At 70.0% G+C, this 20,365-nt stretch carries 15 protein-coding genes; 14 read left to right on the forward strand and 1 reads right to left on the reverse strand.

Annotation, left to right across the window (positions count from 1 at the left end; genetic code table 11):
• Window positions 1-76 precede the first annotated feature (76 nt).
• The 14 genes from BFF78_RS30725 (at window position 77) to BFF78_RS30790 (ending at window position 16,255) form a co-directional block, all read left to right on the forward strand.
• Entirely contained in the window at window positions 77-2,032 is a 1,956-nt protein-coding gene (locus tag BFF78_RS30725) for a peptidoglycan D,D-transpeptidase FtsI family protein (RefSeq protein ID WP_269466310.1), read from the forward strand.
• Between the two features lie 163 nt (window positions 2,033-2,195).
• Entirely contained in the window at window positions 2,196-3,716 is a 1,521-nt protein-coding gene (locus tag BFF78_RS30730; RefSeq protein ID WP_069783917.1) for a UDP-N-acetylmuramoyl-L-alanyl-D-glutamate--2,6-diaminopimelate ligase, read from the forward strand.
• A 28-nt stretch (window positions 3,717-3,744) separates the two neighbouring features.
• Window positions 3,745-5,151, forward strand: a complete 1,407-nt coding sequence (locus BFF78_RS30735) for a UDP-N-acetylmuramoyl-tripeptide--D-alanyl-D-alanine ligase (protein WP_069781393.1) — start codon at window positions 3,745-3,747, stop codon at window positions 5,149-5,151.
• Window positions 5,151-6,221 carry a phospho-N-acetylmuramoyl-pentapeptide-transferase gene (gene mraY, locus BFF78_RS30740; protein WP_069781394.1) on the forward strand — a complete coding sequence of 357 codons (1,071 nt, stop codon included), beginning with the start codon at window positions 5,151-5,153 and terminating at the stop codon, window positions 6,219-6,221. The genes BFF78_RS30735 and mraY overlap by 1 nt, the downstream gene beginning before the upstream one ends.
• A complete protein-coding gene (gene murD, locus BFF78_RS30745; RefSeq protein ID WP_069781395.1) occupies window positions 6,203-7,639 on the forward strand; it encodes a UDP-N-acetylmuramoyl-L-alanine--D-glutamate ligase in 1,437 nt (478 codons plus the stop codon). Before mraY ends, murD begins: the two co-directional genes overlap by 19 nt.
• Before the next feature lie 68 nt (window positions 7,640-7,707).
• Entirely contained in the window at window positions 7,708-9,078 is a 1,371-nt protein-coding gene (gene ftsW / locus BFF78_RS30750) for a putative lipid II flippase FtsW (RefSeq protein WP_069781396.1), read from the forward strand.
• A gap of 6 nt (window positions 9,079-9,084) precedes the next feature.
• A complete protein-coding gene (murG, locus tag BFF78_RS30755) occupies window positions 9,085-10,173 on the forward strand; it encodes an undecaprenyldiphospho-muramoylpentapeptide beta-N-acetylglucosaminyltransferase (RefSeq protein WP_069781397.1) in 1,089 nt (362 codons plus the stop codon).
• Between the two features lie 26 nt (window positions 10,174-10,199).
• On the forward strand, window positions 10,200-10,994 hold the full coding sequence (locus tag BFF78_RS30760) for a cell division protein FtsQ/DivIB (protein ID WP_069783918.1): 795 nt from the start codon (window positions 10,200-10,202) through the stop codon (window positions 10,992-10,994).
• 279 nt (window positions 10,995-11,273) lie between these two features.
• Window positions 11,274-12,482, forward strand: coding sequence for a cell division protein FtsZ (ftsZ, locus tag BFF78_RS30765; RefSeq protein ID WP_069781398.1), 1,209 nt, complete (start codon window positions 11,274-11,276; stop codon window positions 12,480-12,482).
• Window positions 12,479-13,207, forward strand: coding sequence for a peptidoglycan editing factor PgeF (gene pgeF / locus BFF78_RS30770; protein WP_069781399.1), 729 nt, complete (start codon window positions 12,479-12,481; stop codon window positions 13,205-13,207). The genes ftsZ and pgeF overlap by 4 nt, the downstream gene beginning before the upstream one ends.
• Window positions 13,208-13,213: 6 nt before the next feature.
• The gene (locus BFF78_RS30775) at window positions 13,214-13,933 is read left to right on the forward strand and encodes a YggS family pyridoxal phosphate-dependent enzyme (protein ID WP_069781400.1); all 720 of its coding nucleotides are present in this window, start codon (window positions 13,214-13,216) and stop codon (window positions 13,931-13,933) included.
• Between the two features lie 129 nt (window positions 13,934-14,062).
• Window positions 14,063-14,704, forward strand: a complete 642-nt coding sequence (locus BFF78_RS30780; RefSeq protein WP_023551436.1) for a cell division protein SepF — start codon at window positions 14,063-14,065, stop codon at window positions 14,702-14,704.
• A 62-nt stretch (window positions 14,705-14,766) separates the two neighbouring features.
• Window positions 14,767-15,057: a YggT family protein gene (locus BFF78_RS30785; protein WP_069781401.1), complete on the forward strand. Its 291-nt coding sequence runs from the start codon at window positions 14,767-14,769 to the stop codon at window positions 15,055-15,057.
• A gap of 52 nt (window positions 15,058-15,109) precedes the next feature.
• On the forward strand, window positions 15,110-16,255 hold the full coding sequence (locus BFF78_RS30790; RefSeq protein ID WP_069781402.1) for a DivIVA domain-containing protein: 1,146 nt from the start codon (window positions 15,110-15,112) through the stop codon (window positions 16,253-16,255).
• Between the two features lie 417 nt (window positions 16,256-16,672).
• On the opposite strand, the gene ileS is transcribed toward BFF78_RS30790, so the two are convergent.
• Entirely contained in the window at window positions 16,673-19,810 is a 3,138-nt protein-coding gene (gene ileS, locus BFF78_RS30795; RefSeq protein WP_069781403.1) for an isoleucine--tRNA ligase, read from the reverse strand.
• Window positions 19,811-20,365 lie beyond the last annotated feature (555 nt).

Genomic DNA, 20,365 nt, shown 5'->3' on the forward strand with positions numbered 1-20,365 from the left:
GCCGTCCGGCGTGGCCTGTGGTGGCTCTCTCGATTCTTCAGCCCATTTCGACCCCGACCCCGGGCAGGTGACGGAAGTGTCCGACAGGGAACCGACGCGCCGCCGTGTGCCCGGGCCGGCCAAGCCGCCGCGGCCCAGGAGCGCTGCCGTGCGGCGGCAGCCGGGGCCCGGTGCGCGGCCGGTCCGGCGGCCGAGCGGTGCGCGGCCGCCGGGGCAGCGGCCCATCCGGCTCGGCAGCCCGCGGCCCCGGCTGCGCATGGTCAGCCTCACGCTGACCCTGGTGCTGCTCGCCTTCGTCGTCCGGCTGCTCCAGGTGCAGGCCGTCGACGCCGGCGCGTACGCCGCGCGGGCCGAGCAGAACCGGTATGTCGCGCACACGCTGGCCGCCGAGCGCGGCGGGATCACCGACCGCGACGGCGTGGCCCTCGCCATCAGCGAGGACGCGTACGACATCACGGCCGACCCGACGATGTTCGGCAAGAAGCAGCTGAAGATCGACGACGGGCCGGAGCAGGCCGCCGCGCTGCTCGCGCCGATCCTCGGCCAGGACCAGGCCGCGATCGTGAAGAAGCTGCGGCCCGCGAACAAGAACTCCCGGTACACCCGGCTCGCCACCCGGCAGACCCCCCAGGTCTGGAAGCAGATCCGGGACCTGAAGAACGCCCTCGCCAAGAAGGCGGGTACCGGCAACGTCCTCGCCGGCGTCTTCGCCGACCCGAGCAGCCAGCGGGTGTATCCGAACGGCGACCTCGCCGCCGGGATACTGGGCTGGGTCAACACCGACGGCCGGGGCGGCGGCGGCATCGAGCAGGAGCTGAACAAGCAGCTGTCCGGGAAGGACGGCAAGATCCGCTACGCCCAGTCCGGTGGCCGGGAGGTGCCCACCGCGGGCTCGGCGGAGACGCCCGCCGTGCCCGGTTCCGACGTCGAGCTGACCATCGACCGCGACATCCAGTGGGCCGCGCAGAACGCCATCACCGAGCAGGTGCAGAAGTCCAGGGCCGACCGCGGATACGTCATCGTCCAGGACACCCGCACCGGCCAGATCCTCGCCATGGCCAACGCGCCCGGCTTCGACGCCAACGACCTGTCGAAGGCCGACGGCGCCGCCATGGGCAACGCGGCCCTCCAGGACGCCTACGAACCCGGCTCCACCGCCAAGGTGATGTCCATGGCGGCCGTGCTGGAGGAGAACGCGGCGACCCCGCTCACCCACGTCGTCGTACCCAACCGGCTGCACCGCGGCGACCGGCTCTTCTCGGACGACGTCGACCACGGCACCTGGTACCTCACGCTCAACGGCGTCCTCGCGAAGTCCAGCAACATCGGCACCATCCTGGCCACCGGGCAGCTCGGCAAGACCCAGGCCGAGGCCAACAAGGTCCTCTACTCGTATCTGCGCAAGTTCGGCATCGGCAGCTACACCGGGCTCGGCTTCCCCGGAGAGACCCCCGGCATCCTCGCGCCGTTCCAGAAGTGGTCCACCTCGCAGCAGTACACGATTCCTTTCGGCCAGGGCTTCTCCCTCAACGCGATGCAGGCCGCCTCCGTGTACTCGACCATCGCCAACGGCGGGGTCCGGATCCAGCCGTCTCTGGTGCGCGGCACGAAGGGCGCCGACGGGCGCTTCACCCCCGCGCCCAAGCCCAAGCAGACGAGGGTGGTCAGCGAGAAGACCGCCAGGACGCTCGCCCAGATGCTGGAATCCGTCGTGGACGACGAGCAGGGCACCGGCATCAAGGCCCGCATCCCCGGCTACAACGTCGCCGGCAAGACCGGTACGGCCAACCGCGTGGATCCGGCCACCGGCAAGTACCGCGGGTACACCTCGTCCTTCGCCGGCTTCGCCCCCGCGGACAACCCCAGGATCACCGTCTACTGCGCCATCCAGAACGCGACCTCGGGCAACTACTACGGCGGCCAGATCTGCGGCCCCATCTACAAGCAGGTGATGGAGTTCGCCCTGAAGACCCTCCAGGTCCCGCCGACCGGGGCTCCGGCCGCGAATCTGCCCGTCGACTACAAGCCCTGATCAGCACCGGAACACCAGGAACGAACTCGTGACAACCATCACCCCCGACGCCGGGAACCAAGGGGCCGAGAACCCCTCGCTTCGCTCCGGAGCGGGTACGCCCGGTACGCTCACCGCCGTGCCACACGCTGATCAGTCCCAAACCACCCAGAAGGGCGCTTCCGTGACATACCCGGGACCGCCGCGACCGGTTCAGGTCTCCGCCACACCCCTCGCGGAACTGGCCGATCAGCTGGGTGCCGCCGCTCCGGACGCCGCCGCCGGGATCACGGGGATCACCCATGACTCGCGCGCCGTCCGCCCCGGAGACCTGTACGCCGCCCTCCCGGGCGCCCGCCTGCACGGCGCCGACTTCGTCACCCAGGCCGCCGGCCTCGGCGCGGCCGCCGTGCTCACCGACCCGACGGGCGCCGAGCGCGCCGCGGCGACCGGACTGCCGGTCCTCGTCGTGGACGACCCGCGCGCGCGGATGGGCGAACTGGCGGCGACGGTCTACGGCCACCCCGGCCGCGACCTGCTCCAGATCGGCATCACCGGCACCTCCGGCAAGACCACCACCGCCTACCTCGTCGAGGGCGGCCTGAAGACGGTCAGGTCGACCGGCCTGGTCGGCACGGTGGAGATGCGCATCGGCGACGAGCGCATCAAGTCCGAGCGCACCACCCCCGAAGCCACCGACCTTCAGGCGCTCTTCGCCGTCATGCGCGAACGCGGCGTCGAGGCGGTCGCCATGGAGGTCTCCAGCCACGCCCTGGTCCTCGGCCGGGTCGACGGCTGCGTCTTCGACATCGCCGTGTTCACCAACCTCAGCCCGGAACACATGGAGTTCCACTCCGGCATGGAGGACTACTTCCAGGCGAAGGCGCAGCTCTTCACGCCGAAACGCAGCAAACTCGGTGTGATCAACGCCGACGACGAGTACGGCCGCCGGCTGGCCGAGGAGGCCACCGTCCCGGTCGTCACCTTCTCCGCCGAGGGTCACCCCGACGCCGACTGGCGCGCCGACGCCGTCCAGGTCGGCCCCATGGACTCGACGTTCACCGTCGTCGGCCCGAAGGGCGAGCGGATCCACGCCAAGTCGCCGCTGCCGGGCCCCTTCAACGTGGCGAACACCCTCGCCGCCATCGTCGCCCTCGCCGCCGCCGGTCTCGACCCGCAGACCGCCGCCGACGGCATCGCCGCCGTACCGGGCGTCCCGGGCCGGCTGGAGCGCGTGGACGCCGGGCAGCCCTACCTCGCGGTCGTGGACTACGCGCACAAGACCGACGCGGTCGAATCGGTGCTCAAGGCGCTGCGCAAGGTCACCAAGGGTCATCTGCACGTGGTCCTCGGCTGCGGCGGCGACCGCGACCAGACCAAGCGCGTCCCGATGGGCGCGGCCGCGGCCCGGCTCGCCGACACGGCCGTACTGACCTCCGACAACCCCCGCTCCGAGGACCCGCTCGCGATCCTCGCGACCATGCTCCAGGGCGCCGCGTCCGTGCCCGCGCACGAACGTGGCGAGGTGCTCCTCTTCGAGGACCGGGCCGCGGCGATCGCCGCCGCCGTGGGCCGCGCCCGGGCCGGCGACACCGTACTGGTCGCGGGCAAGGGCCACGAGCAGGGCCAGGACATCGCCGGCGTGGTCCGTCCCTTCGACGACCGCCAGGTGCTCCGCGAAGCCATCCAGAAGACCCAGGGATGAAAATCCAGAAGACCCAGGGGATGAACTTGTGATCGCCCTCTCCCTCGCCGAGATCGCAGCAGTCGTCGGCGGGCAGACGCACGACATACCCGATCCGTCCGTCCAGGTCACGGGCCCGGTCGTCCGGGACTCCCGCGAGGTGGTGCCCGGCAGCCTGTTCGCCGCCTTCGTGGGCGAGCGCGTGGACGGCCACGACTTCGCTGCGCGGGTCGTCGAGGCGGGCGCGGTCGCCGTACTGGCGTCGCGCCCCGTCGGCGTGCCCGCGATCGTGGTCGAGGACGTCCAGACGGCTCTCGGCGCCCTCGCCCGGCACGTCGTACGCCGGCTCGGCGCGACCCTCGTCGCCCTGACCGGCTCGGCGGGCAAGACCAGCACCAAGGACCTGATCGCGCAGGTGCTCCGGCGCAAGGCGCCGACGGTGTTCACGCCGCAGTCGCTCAACAACGAGATCGGGCTGCCGCTCACCGCCCTCACCGCCACCGAGGAGACGCAGTTCCTCGTGCTGGAGATGGGCGCCCGTGGCATCGGGCACATCCGCTACCTCACCGAACTGACCCCGCCGAGGATCGGCCTGGTCCTCAACGTCGGCACCGCCCACATCGGCGAGTTCGGCGGCCGGGAGCAGATCGCCCAGGCGAAGGGGGAACTGGTCGAGGCCCTCCCCGAGGACGGCGCGGCGATCCTCAACGCCGACGACCCGCTGGTGCGGGCCATGGCCTCCCGTACCAAGGCGAAGGTGGTCCTTTTCGGAGAGTCGGCCGAAGCGGACGTACGCGCCGAGAACGTGCGGCTCACGGACAGCGGACAGCCTTCCTTCAGACTTCTCACACCCTCCGGTGCAAGCGATGTGACCATGCGCCTGTACGGTGAGCACCACGTGTCGAACGCGCTCGCCGCGGCCGCCGTCGCCCATGAGCTGGGCATGTCCGCGGAAGAGATCGCCACCGCGCTCTCCGAGGCGGGCTCCCTCTCCCGCTGGCGCATGGAGGTCACCGAGCGACCGGACGGCGTGACCATCGTCAACGACGCCTACAACGCCAACCCCGAGTCCATGCGGGCCGCCCTCCGGGCGCTCGCGGCCATGGGCAAGGGGCGCCGCACGTGGGCGGTGCTCGGCAAGATGGCCGAGCTGGGGGACGAGGCGCTCGCCGAGCACGACGCCGTCGGACGGCTCGCCGTCCGGCTCAACGTCAGCAAGCTCGTCGCGGTCGGGGGGATTGAGGCCTCCTGGCTGCAACTGGGCGCATATAACGAGGGTTCGTGGGGTGAGGAGTCGGTGCACGTGTCCGACGCACAGGCGGCGATCGACCTGTTGCGCAGCGAGTTGCGCCCGGGGGACGTCGTGCTCGTGAAGGCGTCCCGTTCGGTGGGTCTGGAGAGCGTTGCCCAGGCGCTCGTCGAGACCGGTGCCGAGGGCGAGGTTGCCGCCCGATGATGAAGCAGATCCTGTTCTCAGGAGTCATTGGCCTCTTCCTTACGCTGATCGGCACCCCGCTGCTGATCAAGCTCCTCGCCCGCAAGGGCTACGGCCAGTACATCCGTGACGACGGTCCGCGTGAGCACGCCAGCAAGCGCGGTACGCCGACCATGGGCGGTATCGCCTTCATCCTGGCGACGATCGCCGCGTACTTCCTGAGCAAGCTCATCACCGGTTACGCGCCCACCTACTCCGGGGTGCTGGTCCTCGGCCTGATGTTCGGCATGGGCCTGGTCGGCTTCCTCGACGACTACATCAAGATCGTCAAGCGCCGTTCGCTGGGTCTGCGGGCCAAGGCGAAGATGGCGGGCCAGCTGATCGTCGGCATCAGCTTCGCGGTGCTGTCGCTGATGTTCGCCGACGCGCGCGGCAACACCCCGGCCTCCACCAAGCTGTCGTTCATCACCGACTTCGGCTGGACGATCGGCCCGGTGCTGTTCGTCGTCTGGGCGCTGTTCATGATCCTCGCGATGTCGAACGGCGTGAACCTCACCGACGGTCTGGACGGTCTGGCCACCGGCGCCTCCGTGCTGGTCTTCGGCGCCTACACGTTCATCGGCGTCTGGCAGTTCCAGGAGTCCTGCGCCAACGCGCAGACGCTGACCAACCCGGCGGCCTGCTACGAGGTCCGCGACCCGCTCGACCTCGCGGTGATCGCCTCCGCCCTGATGGGCGCCTGCCTGGGCTTCCTGTGGTGGAACACCTCGCCGGCGAAGATCTTCATGGGCGACACCGGTTCGCTCGCCCTCGGCGGTGTCCTCACGGGCCTGGCCATCCTCTCCCGCACGGAGCTGCTGTTGGCCATCATGGGCGGCCTGTTCGTCCTCATCACCATGTCGGTCGTCATCCAGGTCGGCTCCTTCCGGCTCACCGGCAAGCGCGTCTTCCGGATGGCGCCACTCCAGCACCACTTCGAACTCAAGGGCTGGTCCGAAGTCCTGGTGGTGGTCCGATTCTGGATCATTCAGGGAATCTGTGTGATTGTCGGACTGGGCCTCTTCTATGCGGGATGGGCAGCGGACAAGTGACCTCCACCTCGGAGCCCTTCGACTTCCAGGGCAAGCACGTCGTCGTCGCCGGCCTCGGTGTCTCCGGTGTCCCGGCGGCCAAGGTGCTGCACGCGCGCGGGGCGATCGTCACGGTCGTCAACGACGGCGACGACGCACGCGCGCGTGAGCAGGCCGCGGAGCTCCGGGCACTCGGCATCACCGTGCGCCTCGGCGACGGGGCGACCCTGCCGGAGGGCACCGAGCTGATCGTCACCGCGCCCGGCTGGAAGCCCGACAAGCCCCTCTTCACGGCGGCGGCCGAAGCGGGCGTGCCGGTCTGGGGCGACGTCGAGCTGGCCTGGCGCCTGCGCGGCCCCGACGCGGCCCCCTGGCTGGCCGTCACGGGCACCAACGGCAAGACCACCACCGTGCAGATGCTCGCGTCGATCCTGAAGGCCGCGGGCCTGCGCACGGCCGCCGTCGGCAACATCGGCGTCTCGCTGCTGGACGTGGTCCTCGGCGAGGGGGAGTACGACGTCCTCGCCGTGGAACTCTCCAGCTACCAACTGCACTGGGCGCCCTCGCTGCGCGCCCACTCGGCGGCCGTCCTCAACCTCGCGCCCGACCACCTCGACTGGCACGGCTCCATGGAGGCCTACGCCGCCGACAAGGGCCGTATCTACGAGGGCAATCGGGTCGCCTGCGTCTACAACGTGGCCGACAAGCTCACCGAGGAGCTGGTGCGCGAGGCCGACGTCGAGGAGGGCTGCCGGGCGATCGGCTTCACCCTCGGCACCCCCGCGCCCTCCCAACTCGGTGTCGTGGACGGCATCCTGGTCGACCGCGCCTTCGTGGAGATGCGGCAGAAGAACGCGCAGGAGCTGGCCGAGGTCTCCGACATCCACCCGCCGGCCCCGCACAACATCGCCAACGCCCTTGCCGCGGCGGCCCTCGCGCGTGCGTTCGGGGTGCCCGCCACGGCCGTACGCGAGGGGCTCAGGGCCTTCCGGCCGGACGCCCACCGCATCGCGCACATCGCCGACATCGGCTCGGTGGCGTACGTGGACGACTCCAAGGCCACCAACACACATGCCGCCGAAGCCTCGTTGGCGTCATATGAGTCGATTGTATGGATTGCCGGTGGTCTGGCTAAGGGTGCGACCTTCGACGAGCTGGTCGCCAAGTCGGCGAAGCGGCTTCGCGGTGCCGTTCTGATCGGCGCCGATCGTGCCCTGATCCGCGAGGCCCTCGCGCGACACGCCCCCGAAGTACCCGTCGTGGACCTCGACCGGACCGACACTGGGGCGATGCTCCAGGCGGTGAAGGAAGCCAAGCGGCTCGCGCAGCCCGGTGACACGGTGCTGCTGGCCCCGGCCTGCGCCTCCATGGACATGTTCACCAACTACAACCAGCGCGGTGACGCGTTCGCGGCGGCGGTCCGCGAACTCGAAGCCTGACCCCGGCCGCCTGCCGGGCGGATCTTGGGAGGGACGCGTGGGACGGTCGACGTTCAGTGGAGGCGCCGGTGCCCAGTAGCCGTACCGGTAAGCCGCCCGTGCAGCGGGCGTCCCGGCGTCCACGTCCCGCCGTAGCCCGCTCCTCGCGCGAGAGCCCCCTCCAGCGGTTCTCCGTCCGCGCGCGCAAGGCCTGGGACCGGCCGCTGACCGCCTACTACCTGATCCTCGGCGGCAGCGTGCTGATCACCGTGCTGGGCCTGGTGATGGTCTACTCGGCCTCCCAGGTCACCGCGCTGCAGATGTCACTGCCGGGGTCGTACTTCTTCCGCAAGCAGCTGCTGGCGGCCGTGATGGGCGGCGTACTGCTGTTCGTGGCCTCCCGCATGCCGGTGAAGCTGCACCGTGCGCTGGCCTATCCGATCCTGGCCTGCGCCGTCTTCCTGATGGCCCTGGTGCAGGTACCGGGGATAGGGAAGACGGTCAACGGCAACCAGAACTGGATCGCTCTCGGCGGCTCCTTCCAGATCCAGCCGAGCGAGTTCGGCAAGCTGGCCCTGGTGCTGTGGGGCGCGGACCTGATCGCGCGCAAGCAGGAGCGGAAGCTGCTGACCGAGTGGAAGCACATGCTGGTGCCGCTGGTTCCGGTCACTTTCCTGCTGCTCGGGCTGATCATGCTCGGCGGCGACATGGGTACGACGATCATCCTCACGGCGGTCCTGTTCGGCCTGCTGTGGCTCGCGGGGGCGCCGACCAGGCTGTTTGCCATGGTGCTGCAGATCGCCGCGCTGCTCGCTTTCGTCGCCATCAAGACCAGCCCCAACCGGATGGCCCGGCTCTCCTGCATCGGCGCCACCGAGCCCAAGACGGGCGTCGCCGACTGCTGGCAGGCCGTGCACGGCATCTACGCGCTCGCCTCCGGCGGACTCTTCGGCTCCGGTCTCGGCGCGAGTGTGGAAAAATGGGGGCAACTCCCGGAGGCCCACACCGACTTCATCTTCGCGGTCACCGGTGAGGAACTGGGTCTGGCGGGGACGCTGTCGGTGCTCGCCCTGTTCGCGGCTCTAGGCTATGCGGGTATCCGCGTGGCCGGACGCACGGAGGACCCCTTCGTGAGGTACGCCGCGGGAGGCGTGACCACCTGGATCATGACCCAGGCGGTGATCAACATCGGTGCCGTGCTCGGTCTGCTGCCGATCGCCGGCGTCCCCCTCCCGCTGTTCTCCTACGGAGGGTCCGCCCTGCTGCCGACCATGTTCGCCATCGGGTTGCTGATCGCCTTCGCGCGCGACGAGCCCGCTGCGCGGGCGGCGCTTGCGATGCGGCAACCTCGCTTTGGTAGAAAGCGGGGAGCCGGGGGCTCCGGGTCCGGTCGGAGTCCCCGGAGATGGAACACGATGCGACGGCGTGCCCCGAGGGCGCGTTCGTCCGGAGAGCGGTGAATTTCGGTGCATGTCGTACTCGCCGGTGGGGGGACCGCCGGCCACATCGAGCCCGCGCTCGCCCTCGCGGACGCCCTGCGCAGGCAGGACCCGACCGTGGGGATCACGGCCCTGGGCACGGAGCGCGGCCTGGAGACCCGGCTCGTCCCGGAGCGCGGCTACGAGCTGGCGCTGATCCCGGCGGTCCCGCTGCCCCGCAAGCCCACCCCTGAGCTGATCACCGTCCCGGGCCGGCTGCGCGGCACCATCAAGGCCGCCGAGCAGATCCTGGAGCGCACCAAGGCGGACTGCGTCGTCGGTTTCGGCGGTTATGTCGCCCTGCCCGGCTACCTGGCCGCCAAGCGGCTCGGCGTGCCCATCGTGATCCACGAGGCCAACGCCCGCCCGGGCCTGGCCAACAAGATCGGCTCGCGGTACGCGGCCCGGGTCGCCGTCTCCACACCGGACAGCAAGCTGCGCGACGCCCGCTACATCGGCATCCCGCTGCGCCGCTCCATCGCCACCCTGGACCGGGCCGCCGCCCGCCCCGAGGCCCGCCACCGCTTCGGCCTCGACCCGAACCTGCCCACGCTGCTCGTCTCCGGCGGCTCCCAGGGCGCCCGGCGCCTGAACGAGGTGGTCCAGCAGGTCGCTCCGTGGCTCCAGCAGGCGGGCATCCAGATCCTGCACGCGGTCGGCCCGAAGAACGAACTGCCGCAGGTGCACCAGATGCCGGGAATGCCCCCTTACATCCCGGTAAGTTACCTGGACCGGATGGACCTCGCGTACGCCGCGGCCGACATGATGCTCTGCCGCGCGGGCGCGATGACCGTCGCCGAACTCTCCGCCGTCGGACTCCCGGCCGCCTATGTCCCGCTGCCCATCGGCAACGGCGAACAGCGACTCAACGCCCAGCCGGTGGTGAAGGCCGGCGGCGGACTCCTCGTCGACGACGCGGAGCTGACGCCCGAGTGGGTACAGCAGAACGTCCTGCCCGTGCTCGCCGACCCGCACCGGCTGTACGAGATGTCCCGCGCGGCAAGCGAGTTCGGCCGCCGGGACGCCGACGAACTGCTCGTCGGCATGGTGTACGAGGCGATCGCCTCGCGCCGTTAGGACCGTATGACGAAAGGGCAGTGAGCGTGGCCGGACCCTCCACCGCCGAGCGCGGTGAACGCCAGCAGGAGTCGTCCGGCCCGCCGCCCGCCCGCCGGTTCAGACGACTCCGCCTTCGTACGATCGTCATCCTGGCGGCCGTTCTCGTACTCCTCGGGGCCGGTGCCGCTTGGGTGTTGTACGGCTCCGCGTGGCTGCGCATCGGGCATGTGTCGGTGTCGGGCACCCGGGTGCTGACCCCCGCCGAGGTCCGAGAGGCGGCCGACGTGCCGGTCGGGTCGCCCATGATTTCCGTCGACACGGATGCCATCGGAGCCCGACTTCGCCGTAAATTGCCCCGAATTGACACCGTTGAGGTTGTGCGCGCCTGGCCGCAGGGAATCGGTCTGAAAGTAACTGAGCGTACTCCGGTTCTGCTGGTCCGAAACGGCGGGAACTTCGTCGAAGTCGATGATGAGGGTGTCCGTTTCGCCACGGTTTCCCAGGCGCCGAATGGTGTTCCGATGCTGGAATTGTCCGTTTCTCGGTCGGGTTCGGCTGCCGCGAGCAACCGGCGTTTCGGCACCGACCGGCTGGTGCGCGAGGCGGTCCGGGTGGCCGGCGATCTGCCGGCCGCCGTGGCGCAGGGAACCCGGGGCGTTCAAGTCCGTTCCTACGACGACATCTCGCTGGCGTTGGCCGACGGTCGCACGGTGGCCTGGGGCAGTGCCGAGAACGGCCGCGCCAAGGCACGGGCCCTCACGGCTCTCATGAAAGCAGCTCCCGGCGCGCGGCACTTCGATGTCAGCGTTCCCATCGCCCCTGCGTCATCGGGGAGTTGACGCACATCAGCGCAGGCCAGCACCCTGGTTGGGCACTGCTATGGCTGATCACATAGGGTGAAAAGAAAAACGGGAGGTTCGGCGTGTTCGTTGAACGGGCGCCACTTGTCGACTTAGTGTCCTGTTCAGAGAACTCCAGGGAACAGACACACTGGTAACCCTAAACTTCAGGGTTAGGGTTCGGGTCGGCGCTACGGACCGTCCCATTCGGCATCCGTCGTCCCGGCGCGGGGCACCGCACGGCGGCGACAACGTAATTCGAGGCGAGAGGCCTTCGACGTGGCAGCACCGCAGAACTACCTCGCAGTCATCAAGGTCATCGGTGTCGGCGGCGGTGGTGTCAATGCCATCAACCGGATGATCGAGGTCGGTCTCAAGGGTGTCGAGTTCATCGCCATCAACACCGACGCACAGGCGCTGTTGATGAGCGACGCCGACGTCAAGCTCGACGTCGGCCGTGAACTCACCCGAGGACTCGGCGCCGGAGCCAACCCGGCCGTCGGCCGCAAGGCCGCCGAGGACCACCGCGAGGAGATCGAGGAGGTCCTCAAGGGGGCCGACATGGTCTTCGTGACGGCCGGTGAAGGCGGCGGCACCGGCACCGGCGGCGCACCCGTCGTGGCCAACATCGCTCGCTCGCTCGGCGCCCTGACCATCGGCGTGGTCACGCGCCCGTTCACCTTCGAGGGACGGCGCCGCGCGAACCAGGCCGAGGACGGCATCGCCGAGCTGCGCGAAGAGGTGGACACCCTCATCGTGATCCCCAACGACCGGTTGCTGTCCATCTCGGACCGCCAGGTCTCGGTCCTGGACGCCTTCAAGTCCGCCGACCAGGTCCTGCTCTCGGGTGTCCAGGGCATCACCGACCTCATCACCACCCCCGGCCTGATCAACCTCGACTTCGCCGACGTGAAGTCGGTCATGTCCGAGGCCGGTTCGGCCCTCATGGGCATCGGCTCCGCCCGCGGCGACGACCGCGCGGTGGCGGCGGCCGAGATGGCGATCTCCTCGCCGCTGCTCGAGGCGTCCATCGACGGCGCCCGGGGCGTCCTCCTGTCCATCTCCGGCGGGTCCGACCTCGGCCTGTTCGAGATCAACGAAGCGGCCCAGCTGGTCAGCGAGGCCGCCCACCCGGAGGCCAACATCATCTTCGGCGCGGTCATCGACGACGCCCTCGGCGACGAGGTGCGGGTCACCGTGATCGCGGCCGGCTTCGACGGCGGCCAGCCGCCGGCCCGCCGGGACAACGTCCTCGGCTCGGCCTCGACTTCGACGTCCTCCCGCCGCGAGGAGCCCGCGGCGCGGCAGCCCGAGCCCAGCCGGCCGGCCTTCGGCTCGCTCGGCAGCGTGACGCCGAAGGAGGAGCCGGAGCCGGCGCCCGAGCCGGTGGCCGACATCCCGGCCAACCCGCCGGTGACGCCGGCGCCTCGCAGCGCCTACTCGGACAGCGCGGCCGAGGAACTGGACGTTCCGGACTTCCTGAAGTGATAGGACGGCGCGAGAGCGTGAGCGGCGCGCACTTCGCCTTCACCGACCGGTGGGGTGGGGTGAGCGCCGCTCCGTATGAGGAGCTCAACCTCGGCGGCGCGGTCGGCGACGACCCGGAGGCCGTACGGGCCAACCGGGACATCGCGGCCAAGTCGCTCGGCCTCGACCCCGGCCTGGTCGTCTGGATGAACCAGGTGCACGGCGCCGACGTGGCCGTGGTGGACGCCCCCTGGGGCGACCGTCCGGTGCCGGAGGTTGACGCGATCGTCACCACCCGCCGCGGGCTCGCCCTCGCCGTCCTCACGGCCGACTGCGTGCCGGTGCTGCTCGCCGATCCCGTCGCCGGGGTCGCGGCGGCGGCGCACGCGGGCCGGCCCGGCATGGTCAAGGGGGTCGTCCCGGCCGCCGTACGGGCCATGGTCGAACTCGGCGCCGAGCCGGGCCGGATCGTCGCCCGCACCGGACCGGCCGTGTGCGGGCGGTGCTACGAGGTTCCGGAGACGATGCGTGCCGAGGTGGCGGTCGTCGAGCCGGCGGCGCACGCTGAAACGAGCTGGGGCACGCCGGCGGTCGACGTGAGCGCCGGGGTGCACGCGCAGCTCGACCGGCTCGGGGTGTGCGACCGGGCGCGAGCGCCGGAGTGCACGCTGGAGTCGGGCGACCACTTCTCGTACCGCCGTGACCGCACGACGGGGCGGCTGGCGGGCTATGTGTGGCTGGACTGATGGGGCATGACGGACCGTAAGACCGAACTCGCCGCAAATCTGGCGAAAGTGGAGGAGCGCATCACCGCCGCGTGTGTGGCGGCCGGGCGCAGGCGGGAGGAGGTGACCCTGATCGTGGTCACCAAGACCTACCCGGCGAGCGATGTGCGGATCCTGTCGGAGCTCGGTGTGCGCCATGTCGCCGAGAACCGCGACCAGGACGCGGCACCGAAGGCCGCGGCGTGTGCGGATCTGCCGCTGAAATGGCATTTTGTCGGACAATTGCAGACCAACAAGGTCCGTTCCGTGGTCGGTTACGCCGATGTGGTGCAGTCCGTGGATCGTTCCAGGCTCGTCACGGCTCTGTCGAAGGAGGCCGTGCGGGCCGGGCGCGAGGTGGGCTGTCTCGTCCAGGTCGCGCTGGACGCGGGCGTGAGCGGCCGGGGTGAGCGTGCGGGCGTGGCCCCGGACGGAATCGAAGAGTTGGCCGACCTCGTCGGCGAGGCGCCGGGTCTGCGGCTCGACGGACTCATGACCGTCGCTCCGCTCACCGGGGAGTACGCGGGACGCGAACAGGCGGCGTTCGAGCGGCTCATGGATTTGTCGACTGACCTGCGCCGAACTCATCCGGCTGCAACCATGGTGTCGGCAGGGATGAGTGCGGACCTCGAACAGGCCGTGGCCGCCGGTGCGACACATGTGCGCGTCGGCACTGCGGTACTCGGAGTCCGCCCCAGGCTCGGGTAACGTCGCCAAGAAGTCGGACCACAGCAGAAAATATGGTCAATGCCCGTCAAAGGCGGGCGCAACGACCTCGTGGATCGCGGGCACTTGGCAGTCGTCAGTCGATCCACCACAGAGCGGAGGACTCAGAGAATGGCCGGCGCGATGCGCAAGATGGCGGTCTACCTCGGCCTCGTGGAGGACGATGGGTACGACGGCCGCGGTTTCGATCCCGACGACGACTTCGAACCCGAGTTGGACCCCGAGCCGGAGCGGGATCACCGGCGGCATGAATCTTCACACCAATCGCACAGTGCACATCAGTCCCAAAGGGACGAAGAGGTGCGAATCGTGCAACCGCCCGCGCCACGCGAGCCGGTGGCCCGATCGACTTCGCTCGCCGCGGAATCCGGACGTCCGGCGCGCATCGCGCCCGTGGCATCCATCACACAAGAACGCCAGTCCCTGGAGAAGAACGCACCGGTGATCATGCCCAAGGTCGTGTCGGAACGAGAGCCTTACCGGATCACCACGCTGCACCCGCGGACGTACAACGAAGCCCGTACCATCGGGGAACACTTCCGTGAGGGCACCCCGGTGATCATGAATCTGACTGAGATGGATGACACAGATGCAAAGCGACTTGTCGACTTTGCGGCTGGTTTGGTGTTTGGTCTTCACGGCAGCATCGAGCGGGTGACGCAGAAGGTGTTCCTGTTGTCTCCTGCTAACGTCGATGTCACGGCGGAGGACAAGGCCCGCATCGCAGAGGGCGGGTTCTTCAACCAGAGCTGAGACACAAGAACCGGATCGAAGTTCGGAAGAGCACGGAAACAGGGGAGAGGGAAGCGCAGGCCATGAGCGTGTTCGTTCTGGTGGTGCACACCGCGCTACTAGCGTTCCTTGCCGTGCTCATCTTCCGGCTGGTCATGGATTACGTGTTCCAGTTCGCCCGCTCGTGGCAACCCGGCAAGGCGATGGTGGTCGTACTGGAGGCCACCTACACTGTCACCGATCCACCGCTGAAGCTTCTGCGGCGGTTCATCCCGCCGCTGCGTCTCGGGGGCGTGGCGCTCGACCTGTCCTTCTTCGTACTGATGATCATCGTCTACATCCTCATCTCCATCACGGGGAGCTTCGCGTCATGAGGGTGGACGATACGGTCTTGCCGACTGCCGATGACTACGTTGAGGTGAAGAGATGCCGTTGACCCCCGAGGACGTGCGGAACAAGCAGTTCACGACCGTCCGCCTCCGAGAAGGCTATGACGAGGACGAGGTCGATGCCTTCCTCGACGAGGTCGAAGCCGAACTGACCCGTCTGCTCCGCGAGAACGAGGACCTGCGCGCCAAGCTGGCCGCGGCGACCCGTGCGGCCGCGCAGAACCAGCAGAACATGCGCAAGGGCCCGCCGGAGCAGGACCAGCAGCCGCATCCGCAGCAGCAGGGCATGCGAGGTCCCGGCGCGCCGGTGCCCGCCGGAATATCGGGCCCGCCGCAGCAGCAGATGGGTGGCCCCATGGGTGGCCCGCCCCAGCTGCCGAGCGGCGCCCCGCAGCTGCCCGCCGGTCCCGGCGGTCAGGGCGGCCCGCAGGGTCCCGGTCCGATGGGCCAGGGTCCGATGGGTCAGGGCCCGATGGGTCAAGGCCAGATGGGTCAGGGCCCGATGGGCGGACAGCCGCCCATGCAGCAGCAGATGGGCATGGGTGGCCCCATGGGCGGACCCGGCATGCCCGGTCAGGGCCCTGGTGGCGACAGCGCCGCCCGAGTCCTCTCGCTGGCCCAGCAGACCGCCGACCAGGCGATCGCCGAGGCCCGCTCCGAGGCCAACAAGATCGTCGGCGAGGCCCGCAGCCGCGCCGAGGGTCTGGAGCGTGACGCCCGTGCCAAGGCCGATGCCCTGGAGCGGGACGCGCAGGAGAAGCACCGCGTCGCGATGGGCTCCCTGGAGTCCGCCCGCGCCACGCTGGAGCGCAAGGTCGAGGACCTGCGAGGCTTCGAGCGCGAGTACCGCACGCGCCTGAAGTCGTACCTCGAGTCCCAGCTGCGCCAGCTGGAGACCCAGGCCGACGACTCCCTGGCCCCGCCGCGCACCCCGGCCACCGCGTCTCTGCCGCCGTCCCCGGCGCCTTCCATGGCCCCGGCCGGCGCGAGCGCCCCGTCCTACGGCGGCAACCAGACGATGGGCGGCAACCCCGGCCCGTCCGGCCCGTCCTACGGCGGCCAGCAGCAGATGACCCCGGCCATGACCCAGCCGATGGCCCCGGTCCGCCCGCAGGGCCCGTCCCCGATGGGCCAGGCACCCTCGCCGATGCGCGGGTTCCTGATCGACGAGGACGACAACTGAGCACCGGGCACTAGTACGACAACGGCGTCGGCAGCGTTCAAGAAGGGCGGGCCCCTGGACTTCGGTCCTGGGGCCCGCCCTTTTTACGCGGGTTGACGTGGGTGTCGGCCAGGTGCGGTTCTCCTGGCGGGCCCGGGGCCGATGTGGAATCGGTCCGCCGCCCGGGACAGCGGGGCTGTGGCGGAGGTCGACCCGGCGGTGGGGACGCGCGGCGTCTCCATCCGCTGGGACCCGGCGCCCGGGCTGCGGGAGGCCGGCAGGCGGAGCCCGGCCGAACGGCGTCACCGGGACCCCGTACCGGGGCACGCGTCGACTCGCCCGCAACGGAAACCCGGACGATTCCGGGATCGGCGCGCCCGCCGGAAGCCGGGAAGGGCCCGGCCCCCCGAGGGGGAGCCGGGCCCTCCTGGCCGCCGCTTACGCCTTGCGCAGCCGGAACGACAGGGAAAGACCCTCGTCGGTGAACGGCTCACCGAAGCTGTCGTCGGCCTCACCCTGCGCGAAGTCCGTCGACAGGACCTCCTCGGCGATCAGCTCGCTGTGCTCCGTCAGCGCGGCGACCACCGCGGGGTCGGTCGATGCCCAGCGCAGGGCGATGCGGTCGGCCACGTCCAGGCCGCTGTTCTTGCGGGCCTCCTGGATCAGCCGGATCGCGTCACGGGCCAGGCCCGCCTGCCGCAGCTCCTCGGTGATCTCCAGGTCCAGGGCGACCGTGGCACCGGAGTCGGAGGCCACCGACCAGCCCTCGCGCGGGGTCTCGGTGATGATCACCTCATCGGGAGCGAGGGTGACCGTCTCCCCGTCGACCTCCACCGACGCCGTACCCGCACGCAGGGCGAGGGACAGCGCGGCCGCGTCCGCGTGCGCGACGGCCTTGGCCACGTCCTGCACCCGCTTGCCGAACCGCTTGCCCAGCGCACGGAAGTTGGCCTTGGCGGTGGTGTCCACCAGGCTGCCGCCGACCTCGGACAGCGACGCCAGCGAGGAGACGTTCAGCTCCTCGGTGATCTGGGTGTGCAGCTCGGGGTCCAGGGACTCGAAGCCGGTCGCCGCGATCAGCGCGCGGGACAGCGGCTGGCGCGTCTTGACGCCCGACTCCGCGCGCGTGGCGCGCCCCAGCTCCACCAGCCGGCGGACCAGGACCATCTGCCTGGACAGCTCCGGGTCGATCGCCGACAGGTCCGCCTCCGGCCAGGCGGCCAGGTGCACCGACTCCGGCACGCCCGGGCTCACCGGCACGATCAGGTCCTGCCACACCCGCTCGGTGATGAACGGGGTGATCGGCGCCATCAGCTTGGTGACCGTCTCCAGCACCTCGTGCAGCGTGCGCAGCGCGGCCTTGTCGCCCTGCCAGAAACGGCGCCGCGAGCGGCGGACGTACCAGTTCGACAGATCGTCGACGAACGCGGACAGCAGCTTGCCGGCGCGCTGGGTGTCGTACGCCTCCAGGGACTGCGTCACCTGGTCGGTCAGCGCGTGCAGCTCGGACAGCAGCCAGCGGTCGATCAGCGGGCGCTCGGCCGGGGCCGGGTCCGCGGCGCTGGGCGCCCACTGGGACGTACGGGCGTACAGCGCCTGGAAGGCGACCGTGTTCCAGTACGTCAGCAGGGTCTTGCGGACGACCTCCTGGATGGTGCCGTGGCCGACCCGGCGGGCCGCCCACGGGGAGCCGCCGGCCGCCATGAACCAGCGCACCGCGTCCGCGCCGTGCTGGTCCATGAGCGGGATCGGCTGCAGGATGTTGCCCAGGTGCTTGGACATCTTGCGGCCGTCCTCGGCGAGGATGTGGCCCAGGCAGACGACGTTCTCGTACGACGACTTGTCGAAGACGAGCGTGCCGACGGCCATCAGGGTGTAGAACCAGCCGCGGGTCTGGTCGATCGCCTCGGAGATGAACTGCGCCGGGTACCGGCTCTCGAACAGCTCCTTGTTCTTGTACGGGTAGCCCCACTGCGCGAACGGCATCGAACCGGAGTCGTACCAGGCGTCGATGACCTCGGGCACGCGCGTGGCCGTGTTCCGGCACTGCGGGCAGGCGAAGGTGACCTCGTCGATGTACGGGCGGTGCGGGTCCAGGTCCGACTGGTCGGTGCCGGTCAGCTCGGTCAGCTCAGCGCGGGAGCCGACGCAGGTCAGGTGGCCTTCCTCGCAGCGCCAGATCGGCAGCGGGGTGCCCCAGTAGCGGTTGCGGGACAGCGCCCAGTCGATGTTGTTGTTCAGCCAGTCGCCGTACCGGCCGTGCTTGACCGTCTCCGGAAACCAGTTGGTCTTCTCGTTCTCCTGGATGAGGCGGTCCTTGATCGCCGTCGTGCGGATGTACCAGGAGGGCTGCGCGTAGTAGAGCAGCGCGGTGTGGCAGCGCCAGCAGTGCGGGTAGCTGTGCTCGTACGGGATGTGCCTGAAGAGCAGGCCGCGCTGCTGCAGGTCCTCGGTGAGCTTTTCGTCCGCCTTCTTGAAGAAGACGCCGCCGACCAGCGGCACGTCCTCGGCGAAGGTGCCGTCCGGGCGGACCGGGTTGACCACGGGCAGGCCGTAGGCGCGGCAGACCTTGAGGTCGTCCTCACCGAAGGCGGGGGACTGGTGGACCAGACCCGTACCGTCCTCGGTGGTCACGTAGTCGGCGTTCACCACGTAGTGGGCCGGAGCCGGGAACTCCACCAGCTCGAACGGACGTTGGTAGGTCCAGCGCTCCATCTCGGCGCCGGTGAAGGTCTGCCCCGTCGGCTCCCAGCCCTCGCCGAGTGCCTTGGCGAGGAGCTGCTCGGCGACGACGAGCTTCTCCTCGCCGTTGGTGGCGACGACGTAGGTGACCTCCGGGTGCGCGGCGACCGCCGTGTTGGACACCAGGGTCCAGGGGGTCGTCGTCCACACCAGGAGCGCGGCCTCGTCGGCGAGCGGACCGGAGGTGAGCGGGAAACGGACGTAGACGGACGGGTCGACGACCGTCTCGTAGCCCTGCGCCAGCTCGTGGTCGGACAGGCCGGTGCCGCAGCGCGGGCACCAGGGGGCGACACGGTGGTCCTGGACCAGCAGGCCCTTGCCGAAGATCTCCTTCAGCGACCACCAGACGGACTCGATGTACTCGGGGGCCATCGTGACGTACGCGTCGTTGAGGTCGACCCAGTAGCCCATGCGGGTCGTGAGCTCTTCGAACGCGTCGGTGTGCCGCAGCACGGACTCACGGCACTTGGCGTTGAACTCGGCGATGCCGTACGCCTCGATGTCCTGCTTGCCGGAGAAGCCCAGCTCCTTCTCGACGGTCAGCTCCACCGGGAGGCCGTGGCAGTCCCAGCCGGCCTTGCGGGCCACGTGGTAGCCACGCATGGTGCGGAAGCGGGGGAAGACGTCCTTGAAGACGCGCGCCTCGATATGGTGGGCGCCGGGCATGCCGTTGGCCGTGGGCGGGCCTTCGTAGAACACCCACTCCGGGCGGCCCTCGGACTGCTCCAGGCTCTTGGCGAAGATCTTCTGTTCGCGCCAGAAGTCGAGCACGGCGTGCTCAAGAGCGGGCAGGTCGACCTGTGCGGGCACCTGGCGGTACGTCGGCGCTGTCATCTGCGAGCATCCTCCAACGGACTTGCTGCCTTCCGTCGGAGGGACGAGAGCCTTCGATCCTGCTTACGCCGTGTGCGGCGCGCTCCCGCGGTACCACCCTCCTTGGCTCTCCGTCGCGCCGTACGCGCCGGTGAGCCCCCTCATTGGGGTCGCGAAGCCGGTTCTACTCGCCCTGGCCGTGTGGTGGCTGTGGCTTTCTTCCGGCGGCTCCGGGGTGATCTTCACGTCGCGCTCGCCCCCGGGCTTCCACCGTCCCCGGGTCGCTCTGGGCTGCGTACGCCGCTACTCGTCCCCATCCACGCTTCTCGCTCCGCCCAGTGTACGGCGCCGCGCGGACAGCGGCCGACCGGTTTTCCGTGCGGTGCGGTCGAGGGCCGGGTGAGGAGCCGGGATGACCCGAATGGCGAGGTGGTGGGCGCTCGGGTCCTGGCGGGCCCGGCTCGGCGGATTACCCGGCGGGGAGCTGGGCACAACGGATGCAGGCCCGCTGCTCGGGGGGTGCGGGCGGGCGAATCGGGCGGTGTGCCCCGTTGCCGCGGGACTCAAGTCGATTTA

This window comes from Streptomyces fodineus, assembly GCF_001735805.1.
Lineage (GTDB): Bacteria > Actinomycetota > Actinomycetes > Streptomycetales > Streptomycetaceae > Streptomyces > Streptomyces fodineus.